The sequence below is a fragment of the Arthrobacter sp. 10N418 genome (genome assembly GCF_056394725.1).
This window is the reverse complement of the sequence record NZ_JBFTIK010000001.1, coordinates 239,091-250,791: the sequence shown is the minus strand read 5'-3', so window position 1 is coordinate 250,791 and position 11,701 is coordinate 239,091. Positions and strand designations below refer to the sequence as shown.

12 protein-coding genes are annotated in these 11,701 nt (G+C 67.2%); 3 read left to right on the top strand and 9 right to left on the bottom strand.

Features of this window, described 5'->3' with window-relative positions; genetic code table 11:
* Positions 1-2: 2 nt before the first annotated feature.
* Positions 3-299 carry an Asp-tRNA(Asn)/Glu-tRNA(Gln) amidotransferase subunit GatC gene (gatC, locus tag AC1DCZ_RS01085; RefSeq protein ID WP_011691167.1) on the bottom strand — a complete coding sequence of 99 codons (297 nt, stop codon included), beginning with the start codon at positions 297-299 and terminating at the stop codon, positions 3-5.
* Positions 300-585: 286 nt separating this feature from the next.
* Here gatC and AC1DCZ_RS01080 point away from each other — a divergent pair, with 286 nt between their 5' ends.
* The gene (locus AC1DCZ_RS01080; RefSeq protein ID WP_476973012.1) at positions 586-852 is read left to right on the top strand and encodes a hypothetical protein; all 267 of its coding nucleotides are present in this window, start codon (positions 586-588) and stop codon (positions 850-852) included.
* 29 nt (positions 853-881) lie between these two features.
* Here the strand turns inward: AC1DCZ_RS01080 and AC1DCZ_RS01075 are convergent, their stop codons facing one another.
* From AC1DCZ_RS01075 to AC1DCZ_RS01040, 8 genes are all read right to left on the bottom strand, one after another.
* The gene (locus tag AC1DCZ_RS01075) at positions 882-1,385 is read right to left on the bottom strand and encodes a GNAT family N-acetyltransferase (protein WP_476973011.1); all 504 of its coding nucleotides are present in this window, start codon (positions 1,383-1,385) and stop codon (positions 882-884) included.
* 114 nt (positions 1,386-1,499) lie between these two features.
* On the bottom strand, positions 1,500-2,324 hold the full coding sequence (locus AC1DCZ_RS01070; RefSeq protein ID WP_476973010.1) for an inositol monophosphatase family protein: 825 nt from the start codon (positions 2,322-2,324) through the stop codon (positions 1,500-1,502).
* Positions 2,321-4,615 (bottom strand): NAD-dependent DNA ligase LigA, encoded by a 2,295-nt coding sequence (gene ligA, locus AC1DCZ_RS01065; RefSeq protein ID WP_476973009.1) that lies wholly within the window; start codon positions 4,613-4,615, stop codon positions 2,321-2,323. The genes AC1DCZ_RS01070 and ligA overlap by 4 nt, the downstream gene beginning before the upstream one ends.
* Before the next feature lie 69 nt (positions 4,616-4,684).
* Positions 4,685-5,542: a PP2C family protein-serine/threonine phosphatase gene (locus AC1DCZ_RS01060; protein ID WP_476973008.1), complete on the bottom strand. Its 858-nt coding sequence runs from the start codon at positions 5,540-5,542 to the stop codon at positions 4,685-4,687.
* Between the two features lie 136 nt (positions 5,543-5,678).
* Entirely contained in the window at positions 5,679-6,791 is a 1,113-nt protein-coding gene (locus AC1DCZ_RS01055; protein WP_476973080.1) for an adenylate/guanylate cyclase domain-containing protein, read from the bottom strand.
* Positions 6,792-6,903: 112 nt separating this feature from the next.
* Positions 6,904-7,503, bottom strand: coding sequence for a PH domain-containing protein (locus AC1DCZ_RS01050; protein ID WP_476973007.1), 600 nt, complete (start codon positions 7,501-7,503; stop codon positions 6,904-6,906).
* On the bottom strand, positions 7,496-8,404 hold the full coding sequence (locus AC1DCZ_RS01045) for a biotin--[acetyl-CoA-carboxylase] ligase (protein WP_476973006.1): 909 nt from the start codon (positions 8,402-8,404) through the stop codon (positions 7,496-7,498). Before AC1DCZ_RS01045 ends, AC1DCZ_RS01050 begins: the two co-directional genes overlap by 8 nt.
* A 187-nt stretch (positions 8,405-8,591) precedes the next feature.
* Positions 8,592-9,482 carry an SDR family oxidoreductase gene (locus AC1DCZ_RS01040; RefSeq protein WP_476973005.1) on the bottom strand — a complete coding sequence of 297 codons (891 nt, stop codon included), beginning with the start codon at positions 9,480-9,482 and terminating at the stop codon, positions 8,592-8,594.
* A gap of 381 nt (positions 9,483-9,863) precedes the next feature.
* Here AC1DCZ_RS01040 and AC1DCZ_RS01035 point away from each other — a divergent pair, with 381 nt between their 5' ends.
* A complete protein-coding gene (locus AC1DCZ_RS01035; RefSeq protein WP_476973004.1) occupies positions 9,864-11,447 on the top strand; it encodes an acyl-CoA carboxylase subunit beta in 1,584 nt (527 codons plus the stop codon).
* On the top strand, positions 11,444-11,698 hold the full coding sequence (locus AC1DCZ_RS01030) for an acyl-CoA carboxylase epsilon subunit (protein WP_476894974.1): 255 nt from the start codon (positions 11,444-11,446) through the stop codon (positions 11,696-11,698). The genes AC1DCZ_RS01035 and AC1DCZ_RS01030 overlap by 4 nt, the downstream gene beginning before the upstream one ends.
* Positions 11,699-11,701: the final 3 nt, after the last annotated feature.

The window sequence follows — 11,701 nt, the reverse complement described above, 5'->3', positions numbered from 1 at the left end:
TCTTAGTCCTCATCCAGGATTGCCGGGACCTTGAAACGGCCTTCGTACGCGTCGGGGGCACCGGAGAGGGATTGCTCGGCCGTAAACGTGTGGCCCACCACGTCCTCGCGGAACACATTGGTCAGCGGAATCGGGTGCGACGTGGCCGGGACGTCATCCCCGGCGGCTTCGCTGACAGACTTCACCGATTCAACGATGACGGCGAGTTCGCCGGCCATCCTGTCCAGCTCTTCAGCACTCATCTCGATGTGCGCGAGACGCGCAAGATGCGCGACGTCGTCGCGGTTGATCGCAGCCATGGATCTCCCCTGCAAGGTGTGGATTATTTTCCGTCCCAGTCTACGTGGGTTGGCGGACCGCTACTGTCCCGCGCCGGACCTGCCGATCCGTGGCCTGCCCGCCTGTCCCCTCAAGCAACGCGGGGGTGTTGGGATCCGGGTTGCAGGACTACCATGACATTTTATTCACCGTCCTGACGGACAACTCCAGACGCGGACCGACGACGCCCGCAGCCTCAGGCTGCCGCGCGCGGGTCCAGCGGAAGACACCTTGCGGGGGGCAGGCACCAGCCGATCCGGCTTACGCATGTCAGCAGTTACAAAGGCCGAGGGGTGGACCCTCATGACGCGTTCCGCACGACACTTACCGGCGGCTTCGGCCGTGATCCTGGGCCTCCTGATGGTGGCGCAGGCGGACAATCCCGGGTCCCTGTGCCCACCGGCGGGGACGGAGACCGCCGGCTACTGCCAGGACACCGCCCGAATCGAAGAGGTGCCGCATATAGGACGCAGTCACCTGGTGGTGTACACCCACGTCCTGGCGCTCGCTTCCGCCGTGTCCGACGACGGATAGGCCGGGCAGGCCTACTGCCCGGCGTCCTGTCAGACGTCCTGCCGGTAGACGAGCAGCTTGATATCGGTGTCCGGAACCAGCCAGTCGCGCTCGGGTGCCCGCTGGAAGCCGGTCTTCCGGTACAGCCCGTGGGCACTTTCCCAGGTCATGCCGGTGGTGAGTGCCACGGCCTTGATCCCCGGCAGCGATCTGGCGTGCGCGAGGATGGCTTCGACCATGGCCCGCCCGGCGCCGCTGCGCTGGACCGCCGGGTCCACGACGAGCATGCGGAATTCCAGCTCGTCGCTGCGGGCGATGTCGGCGTACGGCTCCCCCGCGACGGCCAGGGTCACGGAGCCCACTATCCGGCCCTCGCGCTCCGCGACCCAGATGGTGGCCTTCGCCGCCCGCTGTGCGACGTCCTGGATCTGCCGCATATACGGGTGGTCGGCGCTTTCAAAGTAGCCCGCGGCCAGATAGGAGTCCCGGGTGATGCGCGCGATGGCGTCGTAGTCGGCGGGGACGGCGGGGCGAATGAGGATCTGCAAATGCACCTGTCCATGCTACGGGCGGGCGGGGCTGTCCGGCAGCCAAACAGTGTTTTCCGTGACTGAACTATCAGTTCAGCGGGCCAGTTCAGCCAGCGAATCCAGCCGGCGGTCGGTTCGTCAGAGCGGGAACTTGCCGGAGAGTTCCAGCGATCCGGCACAGGTCCATGACGCCAGGCGTTCGTCGTCGGAGGGTCCGCCGGCCAGGGGGCTCGTGAGGCGCGGGCGCCGCACCCAGCAGCCGGCCTCTTCGGCGATCAAGGCTCCCGCGGCGAAGTCGTGCTCGTTGAGCCCGCGTTCGCCGTAGGCGTCGAAAGTGCCGTCGGCCACCAGGCACAGGTCCAGCGCCGCCGACCCGAGCCGGCGCACGTCGGCGAAGCCACCCATGAGGCTGCCCAGGCCGGATGCCTGCTCTGTGCGGACGGCCGGATCGTAGCTGAAGCCGGTGGCCAGGATCTGTCCCGTGCGTCCGGGGACTGGGCCGAACAGAGGCGTCACCTGGCCTTTGTCCTCCAGCCAGGCCCCGTGCCCGCGGGAGGCGAAGTAGGTCCGGCCCAGCGCAGGGGCGTTGACGACGCCGGCCAGCCAGACGCCGTCGGGGTCTGCCACGGCGACGGAGGTGCCGTAGTAGACAATGTTGCGGATGAAGTTCGTGGTGCCGTCCAGGGGGTCGATCGACCAGCGGTAGCCGCTGGGGTCCTCCGGCAGGACGGTGCCGCCTTCCTCGCCCGTGATGATGTCCCGGGGCCGTGCGGCGGTGAGGACGTCCCGGACGGCGGATTCGGCGGCCAGGTCAAAAGCAGTGACCCAGTCCCCCGAATCACCCTTGTTACTGACGTCCAGGGCGGCTGTGTTGCGGCTCGCAAGAACCGCCGCACCGGCTGCGGCCGCGGTCTTCGCCAGTTCCAGCAGTGCCGCGGGCGTGGCAGAGGGAGCGGCGCTCATTCGGTCATGGCTTCCTGGTGGTCTTCGCCGTCGACGTCGGCACTGGACTCCCGGGCTTCGTTCTCCGGAGTCCCGCCCGGCTCCGCGGAGCCGCCGGCCGGCCCGTCGGCCAGCAGGGCGCGGAAGCCGTCCTCGTCCAGGACAGGGACGCCGAGCTGTTCGGCCTTGTCCAGCTTGGTGCCCGCGTTCTCACCGGCCACCACGAAGCTGGTGTTCTTCGAGACCGAGCCGGCCGCCTTTCCGCCGCGGACCAGGATGGCTTCCTTTGCCTCGTCCCGGCTGAAGCCCTCGAGGCTGCCGGTCACCACGATCGTCAAGCCTTCGAGCGTCCGTGGCATGGACGCGTCGCGTTCGTCCTCCATCCGGACGCCGTCGGCTGTCCAGGTGTCCACAATCTCGCGGTGCCAGTCCTCGGTGAACCATTCGGTCAGGGCGGCCGCGATCACAGGGCCGACGCCGTCGACGTGGGCGAGCTCCTCTTCGGAGGCCTGGCGGATGGCGGCCATGCTGCCGAAGGCCGTGGCCAGCGCCCGCGAGGCGCGCGGGCCGACGTGCCTGATCGACAGGGCCACCAGTACCCGCCACAGGGGCTGGGACTTGGCCTTCTCGAGTTCCCGGAAGAGTTTGTCCGTCGTGGCGGTAGGTTTGGACGGTGTCTTGGCCGTGCCTTTGCTGTAGAAGTACGGCACGAGTTCGAACTCGCCCGTCGCCACGCCCTTGGACCGTTTTTCGCGGCGGATCCGGACATCCGCCAGATCCCCGGGCATGAGCCTGAAAAGGTTCGCCTCGGTGGTCAGCGGCGGGGTTTCGGGCTCTGCCGGCTGGGTCAGGGCGATGGCGGCTTCCCAGCCGAGCGCCTCGATGTCGAAGGCACCGCGGCCGGCGAGGTGGAAGACGCGTTCGCGGAGCTGCGCCGGGCAGGAGCGGGAGTTGGGGCAGCGGATGTCCACATCCCCCTCCTTGGCCGGTGCCAGGGGCGTGCCGCAGGCCGGGCATTCGGTGGGCATGACGAAGTCCCGGACGGGCGGGTCCTGCTGGTCGCGGAGGGCCAGGACCGGGCCCACGATCTCCGGGATGACGTCCCCGGCCTTGCGCAGGACGACTATGTCGCCGATCTTCACGCCCTTGGCCTTGACGACTTCCTGGTTGTGGAGGGTGGCCATTTCCACCGTGGAGCCCGCCACCTTGACCGGTTCCATCACGCCGTAGGGGGTGACGCGGCCGGTGCGGCCCACGTTTACCGCAATGTCCAGCAGTTTGGTGTGGACTTCCTCGGGCGGGTACTTGTAGGCGACGGCCCAGCGCGGCACCCGGGAGGTGTAGCCGAGCGCCCGCTGGGTGGCGAAGTCGTCCACCTTGACCACGATGCCGTCGATCTCGTGCGTGAGGCTGTGCCGTTTGTCGCCGTAGCCGGTGATGAATGCGAGCACGTCCTTGAGTCCGGGGAGGACCTCGAAGTACGGGCTGGTGGGCAGCCCCCATGCGGCGAGCTGCCGGTAGGTGTCGGACTGGCTCACGGTCTCGAGCCCCTCGCGGGCGCCGATGCCGTGCACGTACATCCGCAGCGGGCGTTTGGCGGTTTCGGCCGGGTCTTTTTGGCGCAGGGATCCGGCGGCGGCGTTGCGCGGGTTGGCCAGCGGGGCCTTGCCGGCCTGGATCAGGGCCTCGTTGAATTCGGCGAAAGCCTTGGACGGGATGAAGACCTCGCCCCTGACTTCCATCTCGGCCGGGAAGTTCTCTCCGGTGAGCTGCTGCGGGATTTCCTTGATGGTCAGGACATTGTGCGTGATGTCCTCTCCTGTAGCGCCGTCACCGCGGGTGGCGGCCCGGACCAGCACGCCGTCGCGGTAGAGCAGGTTGACGGCAAGGCCGTCGATTTTCAGTTCGGTCAGCCACGCCGGCGTTCCGTTGCCCAGTTTTGTGATGTTGGCTTCGGCCTTGGCGACCCATGCCTCCAGCTCCTCGAGGGAGAAGACGTCCTCAAGGCTGTACATGCGCTGCAGATGTTCGACGGCGGCGAAGGCTGCGGACACCTCCCCGCCAACCTCCTGGGTCGGCGAATCGTTGGCCACGAGTTCGGGGTGCATGGCCTCGATGGTTTCCAGCCGCCGGTAGAGCTCGTCGAACTCGGCGTCGGAGATGATCGGCGCGTCCTCCTGGTAGTACGCGAAGCGGTGCTTGCGGACCTCTTCGGCCAGGTTCTCGTACTCTTCGCGCACGTCCCCGGACGGGACCAGCTCCTCGGCCGGGGTCTGTGGTGCGGTGCCTGCTGCAGTCTTCCCTGTGCTCACAGACCTATCCTGCCCTAGATCACCGACAATGTCCGGTCAGCTGCCCGCGTTAAACGGCGAAGGCCCGGCTCATCTTGCAGTTGCCCCGGACGGAGGACCCGTGAGCCCCGACGGCACGGTGTCCGCATCTACGACGATGCAGGTGATGTTATCCCGTCCGCCACTGCGAATCGCCGAGTCGATCAAGGTGTCGACGGCCGACTGGGGATCACCTTCGACGCCAAGGATCCTAGCGATATCCTCATCACGAAGTTCCCCGGTCAGGCCGTCCGAACAGACGAGGATCCGGTCGCCTTCTTCAATCGGTATAAGCCAAAAATCCGCCTCGGCCTCGCCTCCGGTGCCGAGGGCGCGGGTCACGACGTGGCGGCGGGGATGGACGGCAGCCTCGGCCTGCGTGATCTGGCCCGCGTCGACGAGTTCCTGCACTTCGGAATGGTCCACAGTGATTTGCCCGAAGCCGTTGCTGCCCAGCAAGTAGGTCCGGGAATCGCCAATGTTCATGACGAGCCAGTACGGAACCCCTCCCTGCTCCACCACCACCGCGCCGGACAGCGTTGTGCCAGCCTGAGACGAAATGGCCTCGCGGATGCTTGCATCCGCGGTGTAAAGAAACTGCTGCACCTGCGCGGCCGTGGCTGTGCGCTCGGCAGCAGCGAGTTGGGGCATTTCAGCGAGCGTGCGAACACAGATTCCGCTGGCGACTTCGCCGGCGGCATGGCCACCCATGCCATCGGCTACCGCGAAGATGGGGTCGGCGGCGATGAATGAGTCCTCATTCATCTCGCGACGCAGGCCACGGTCTGTCCCATAGCCAGAGCGCAGCCGCAGGCTGGCGGACGCACTGGGGGGCCGGCCGGAGTTGTCACTGCCCGCATTGTCGGTCTCCAGGTCGGCAGCAGGATCGGCTTCTGGCTGTGAGTTCATGCCTGTCCTAGGTGGGGGATAAAGTCCCGGTCTGGGCCGTGGATCCGACTATTGCATAATGTACGACACATTGGAAACGGGAAGGGCTACCGTCTCCCGGGATCGCCTGCCCGGCTCGGGCCAGGACCCGGCCGGTTCAGTCCAGGACCAGGCCGCGTCCGCTGCCCCGTTGAAGCTGTACCGGGTGGATTTCGCCGAAGCCTCGGACGTCTTCGGCGGGGCGCGGGAGCAGGACGAACCGTTCGTCCTCCTCCAGGGCCGCCGCGGTCATCGAGTCCACCAGCACCGTCCCGGGGTCGGCCAGGGCGGTGAGCCGGGCGGCCAGGTTCACGGTCGGACCGTAGATATCGCCCAAGCGGGACAGGATGCGGCCCCAGACCATGGCCACCCGGGCCTGCGGCAGAATTTCATCGTCGGTGAAGGCCTGGCACAGGGCCAGCGAAATTTCAGCGCCGGCGGCAGGAGTTTCCGCAATATAGAGGACTTCGTCGCCGACGGTCTTCACCAGCCGTCCGCCGCCCACGGAGATGATCTCGGCGCACTTGTTCTCGAAGCGCTGCACGAGCTGGGCGAGCGTCTTTTCATTCATGCGGCGGGACAGGCTTGTGTAGGAGACCAGGTCAGCGAACCCAACCGCGCGTGCGAGCGGCAACGGGGCGTCGTCCTCGTCCCCTTCGCGGCCTTCCTCGCTGGACGCGAGTCCGGCCTCCGCGCGAACGGCCAGCCGCTGGACGCCGGCGTTGAGCTGGCGGCGCCAGGAATAGACGAGCATTTCCTCAAGGGCGTCCACGAGGGACGGGAGTTCGCTGACGAGGCGCTTGCGGGCCGTGGCATCGGGAACGCCCTGCTGGTGGACCATGTCCTCGATGAGCGCTTCGATCTGCCACACGACCATCCGGTCCGTCATCTGGCCGATCGACCGGGTGACGGAAATCGCGGCTTCTTCCGTCAGTTTGCCGGTCCGCACCAGGTCAACGATGGTGGAGAGCGCGGCCTGGTCGCGTTCGGTGAACGCCACGTCCTCGTCACCGAGATTGGGAAAGCCAAGCGCGCGCCACAGCTTCCGGGCGGACAGGAGTGAAAGTCCGGCGCCTGCTGCCACTTCACGGCGGCGGAGCTTCCGCTCGCCGCCCAGCAGCCGGGTTTCCAGTGCCTTGGCTGCGACCCGTTCGGCGGAGATTGTGCCCGTGGGAGGAGCCGCGGCAGGGGCGCCCTCGCGGGCACCGTCGCCGAAAGCACCGTCTGCCATGATCCCTGGCGCGGTGTCGAGCACGGCCGCTTCGAGGGTGGCTGCCTCGACGACGGCGTCCGGCCCCTGGGCCGGCTCTTCGGCCATGAGGCCTGTCTCCGGGTGGGCGTTCTCAGCGTTCATCTCTTCCACCTTCTCTCGGCTCCCACAGCCGGGTCTCGCCTGGGTTGTGCATCATGCCGCCCGTCCCCGGTTCCTCCCTCCGCGGAAGGTCATCGATGGCGTCCAGGATGAAGTTTCGGAACGTCGCCACTTCCGGGACGTCCGGGACCACCGATCTGGCGGGGTACCCGGTATCCAAGGATATATTCCCGGAGCGCAATACGCGTTGGAGGAGGGATTGTTCGATGTACACCTCACGGACACCGGCCAGCCAAACCTGCTGATCGCGCCTCCGTAGCATGCCGTAACGGGCAACTAACCGCTGGCTGGTGAGGGTGTACCGCGTGGAATGCCAGGACAACACCTTTGGCAGGCAGGAGGCCAGCAGCACCCACGCCGCCAGGGCCACACACGTCCCGACAAGCCAGACAGTCCAGTCCGCGGTGATGAGCGGGAGGAGCTTTCCGGGACCGCCTTTGGTAATCCAGGCACTGGCATAGGCGGCCAGGGCGGGAACAACGATGAACAGCAGCGCCGGGACAATCAATATCCTGGGCTGGGGCCGGGTCACGACAATCACTTGCTCTCCCGGCAGGAGCTCTTTACGCATAGCCGCTTTCCGCGCCCGGCGGCGTCCACGGGCGCAAATGGACCACATCGCCGGCCGTCACTACGTGCTCGTGGGCCGCGGCGTCGACCACCAGGAGGGACCCGTACTCGTCGATCCGCGTGGCGTGACCGATGATCTCGTGGTCCCCGGGCAACTGGGCGCGGACCTGCTTGCCGAGTGTGGTCAGCACCGTTTCCACCCGCTTGTGCAGCGAGTGGCCGCCGGCCATTCCGGCGGCGGGGTCGCCGTCGGCATTGCAGAAGCTCCGGTAAAGCGTGGCGAAGCGGGAGAGGTAGCTTTTCAGGAGTGCCGTCCGGTCAACGGTGTCGGCATTCTCCAGCAGGACGGACGTGGCGGTGGGAACCGGCAGCTCCGCCTCCGTCAGTGTCACGTTCAGTCCTGTGCCGATGACAACCGGCGGTGCCGTGCCCTCCCCCAGCGGCCCCATCTGGGCAAGGATCCCGGCAATTTTCCGGCCGCGCACCAGGACATCGTTGGGCCACTTGAGCTCGGCCGGGATGCCTGCGGTCTCCCACAGGGCTTCACGCAGCGCCAGGGCCGCCAACAGCGACAGCCAGGAGTAGCTGTCCGTGGGCAAGGGGCGCCCGTCGGCGTTGACGGGCCTGAGCACGATCGAGACGGAGACGGAGCTGCGGGCCGGAGCTTCCCAGCTGCGGTCCAGCCTGCCCCGCGCGGCGCTCTGGTATTCGGCGGTGAGCACGGACAGGTCCGGGAACGCCCGCGGATCTTCCGTGACGCCGCGCAGCAAATCGGCGTTGGTGGAACCGGTGGACTCCACCACCGTCAGCTGCGGAATGCCGTGGGCGGACAGGAACGCCTCGTCGCCGAGGGCGTTCAGGTCCAGGGGCGGACGGTCCGGGGCTTCCTGCGCGGCTTCCATGCTTGAATCCTACCGAGTAACGGCTGCGGCGGCCCCGGCCCTGTTCACGCAAATGCCTCCGCGCAAACTCCCCACCTCTGGCCGGCGTATCCGGCGGGTCGGCCGGACACGCCGGGGATTGTCGGCGCCAGATCCTTAAACGAGGGGAATCTCCGCAGGGCGGACGGCCGAAAAACACCCAGCAAGTTCAGAGGAAAATGTCAGGGACCAGCCGGTCCCCGGGGACTCCCGCGCTGTAGGGGCTGAAATCCGTGACGCCCGCAGCCGCGAGGACCTGCTCGTCGGTGTAGAAGTTCCCGCTCCAGCTCCCGGACTCCGGAATCGCGTTGCTGGCCGTCAGCACGGCGTGGGCGGCATCGGCCATGATTTCCGGGCCGCGCGCACCCCGGACGATCTTGTCCCCGCCGGGCATATTGCGGATGGCGGCCGTGTCGATCAGGGTGCAGGGCCACAGGGAGTTCACGTTGATGCCGTCCACCTTGAGTTCCTCGGCGAGCCCCAGGGTAGTAAGGCTCATGCCGTACTTCGCCATGGTGTAGGCCAGATGCATGCCGGCCCATTTCGGGTCCAGGTTCAGGGGCGGCGACAGCGTCAGGATCTGCCCGGCGTCGGATTCCCGCAGCGCCGGCAGGGCGAGCTTGGAAAGCAGGAACGTCCCGCGGACGTTGATGTCCTGCATAAGGTCGTAGCGCTTCATGTCCACGGCGTCGGTCTGGGACAGGTCAATGGCCGAGGCGTTGTTGATGACGATGTCAATCCCGCCGAAGCGTTCCACGGCGCCGGCAACCGCCCCGGCAACGTCGGCGTCCCTGCGCACATCGCCGACCAGCGGAAACGCCTGCCCGCCCGCCGCCTCGATCTGCTCCGCGGCGGAATAGACGGTCCCTTCCAGCTTCGCGTGAGGCTGTCCGGTCTTGGCCAACAGCACTATATTGGCGCCATCCCGGGCTGCGCGGACGGCGATGGCCAGGCCTATGCCGCGGCTGCCTCCGGACATCAGGATGGTGCGGCCCTGGAGGGAACCGGCGGCCTGGTAGGGCCCTGCAGCAGCGCCCGAAGCATCATTGCTTGAAGTCATGACCACACTCTAGCGGACTCATGTTACTGGTCGGTAACATTAATTCCCCGCGCTCCCGCCCGGTTGCATGCCGCCCAGGCGCCGCGGAGCCCTGCCAGCCCCGGAAATCCGGGGGCTGGCGCCGGGCTGGCGCCGGGCTGGTCGGGAGCAACCGGGTAGGAGCGCTGAGCCCGGGCTCGGCCGGGCCGCCCGTGAACCTCATTGCGGTCATGGCGGGACGCGGGGCGAAAATTGTAGGTTTTCTACAGCGGCATGGGCCAATGGCGTCACTAGACTTGCCAACAAGGCCTTGCTTTTGTGCATTCCAACTAAAGCGCCACGCGGACCAGGGCCAGCGAGCTACAGCGACCGAACAATCAGCAACAGAGCCGGAGACACTTGATGAGCCACGATCTGACCACGACTGCGGGAAAGATTGCAGACTTCCGCGACCGCCTGGCCCGTGCTGAGCAGCCCTCCGGCCCGGAAGCGATCGAGAAGCAGCATGCGCGCGGCAAGAACACCGCCCGCGAGCGCATCGACCTGCTGCTGGACGCCGGCTCCTTCGTCGAGTTCGATGCGCTCGCGGTGCACCGCTCGACAGCGTTCGGCATGGAGAAGAAGAAGCCGCTCGGCGACGGCCTGGTCTCCGGCTACGGCACCGTGGACGGCCGGCCCGTTGCCGTCTACAGCCAGGACTTCTCCGTCTATGGCGGCTCGCTCAGCCAGGTCAACGGCGAGAAGATCGTCAAGGTCCAGGAGTTTGCGCTGCGCAACGGCTGCCCCGTGGTCGGCATCCTCGACGGCGGCGGCGCGCGCATCCAGGAAGGCGTCGCATCGCTGGCCATGTTCGCGGACATCTTCCGCAACAACGTCCACGCTTCCGGCGTCGTCCCGCAGATCTCCCTCATCATGGGCCCCTCCGCCGGCGGCGCCGCGTACTCCCCCGCCCTGACGGACTATGTGGTCATGGTGGACAAGACCTCCCACATGTTCATCACCGGCCCGGACGTCATCAAGACCGTCACCGGCGAAGACGTTGACATGGAAACCCTCGGCGGCGCACGCCAGCACAACGCCAACACAGGCACGTCCACCTACCTCGCGTCCGATGAAGCCGACGCCATCGAATTTGTCCGCGAACTGCTGGACTTCCTGCCCTCCAACAACCTCGCCGAAGCGCCGGTGACGGATCATCAGCAGGAGCTGGACCTCGACGACGACGATCTCGCCCTCGATCTGCTCATCCCGGACTCGGCCAACCAGCCGTACGACATGCGCAAGGTCATCGAACAGATCGTGGACGACGCCCACTTCCTGGAGATGCAGTCCCTCTACGCCCCGAACGTGATGATCGGCTACGGCCGGATCGAGGGGCACACCGTCGGCGTCGTTGCCAACCAGCCCATGCAGTTCGCCGGGACCCTGGACATTGCCGCTTCGGAGAAGGCTGCCCGGTTCGTGCGCCACTGCGACGCCTTCAACATCCCCATCATCACCCTCGTGGACGTGCCGGGCTTCCTGCCGGGCAAGGACCAGGAGTTCCAGGGCATCATCCGGCGCGGCGCCAAGCTGCTCTACGCCTACGCCGAAGCGACCGTGCCGAAGCTGACTGTGATCACGCGCAAAGCCTACGGCGGGGCATACATCGTGATGGGCTCCAAGAAGCTCGGCGCGGATCTCAACCTCGCCTGGCCCACCGCCCAGATCGGCGTGATGGGCGCCCAGGGCGCCGTCAATATCCTGTACCGCCGCGAACTTGCCGCCGTTGCCGAAGCAGGGGGCGACGTCGAGGCCAAGCGCGCCGAAGTCATCCGCCAGTACGAAGAAGAGCTGCTCAACCCCTACCAGGCTGCCCAGCTCGGCTACGTGGACGCCGTCATTGCCCCGTCCGAGACCCGCGTGCAGCTCACCAAGGCCCTGCGCGCGCTGCGGGACAAGAGGGCCAGCCTGCCCGCCAAGAAGCACGGGAACATCCCGCTGTGACGCCGTCGACCAAACCTGAGGGCGCACCGGCAGACCCCGAAGCCACGCCGGCGGAGCAGCCCCTGATGTCGGTTGTCAAGGGCGCGCCGACGGCAGAGGAACTCGCCGCGCTGGCCGCCGTCGTCCTCTCCCTCGGCAACGGCGCAGCCGCGGCGCCCGAAGAGCCAAGCGCGAGGCACTGGATCCGCCGGCAGCAGCTGCAGTTGGCGCCGAAGCCCGGCCCCGGTTCGTGGAAGCGCAGCCGCGGCTAGGAA

What these genes read in the sequence shown, in the direction of transcription:
- AC1DCZ_RS01035 (WP_476973004.1), top strand. Translation starts at nt 9,864, where the DNA reads ATGAGCCACGATCTGACCACGACTGCGGGAAAGATTGCAGACTTCCGC.
- AC1DCZ_RS01050 (WP_476973007.1), bottom strand. Translation starts at nt 7,503, where the DNA reads ATGCGTAAAGAGCTCCTGCCGGGAGAGCAAGTGATTGTCGTGACCCGG.
- AC1DCZ_RS01040 (WP_476973005.1), bottom strand. Translation starts at nt 9,482, where the DNA reads ATGACTTCAAGCAATGATGCTTCGGGCGCTGCTGCAGGGCCCTACCAG.
- AC1DCZ_RS01080 (WP_476973012.1), top strand. Translation starts at nt 586, where the DNA reads ATGTCAGCAGTTACAAAGGCCGAGGGGTGGACCCTCATGACGCGTTCC.
- AC1DCZ_RS01060 (WP_476973008.1), bottom strand. Translation starts at nt 5,542, where the DNA reads ATGAACTCACAGCCAGAAGCCGATCCTGCTGCCGACCTGGAGACCGAC.
- AC1DCZ_RS01055 (WP_476973080.1), bottom strand. Translation starts at nt 6,791, where the DNA reads ATGGCAGACGGTGCTTTCGGCGACGGTGCCCGCGAGGGCGCCCCTGCC.
- AC1DCZ_RS01070 (WP_476973010.1), bottom strand. Translation starts at nt 2,324, where the DNA reads ATGAGCGCCGCTCCCTCTGCCACGCCCGCGGCACTGCTGGAACTGGCG.
- AC1DCZ_RS01045 (WP_476973006.1), bottom strand. Translation starts at nt 8,404, where the DNA reads ATGGAAGCCGCGCAGGAAGCCCCGGACCGTCCGCCCCTGGACCTGAAC.
- gatC (WP_011691167.1), bottom strand. Translation starts at nt 299, where the DNA reads ATGGCTGCGATCAACCGCGACGACGTCGCGCATCTTGCGCGTCTCGCG.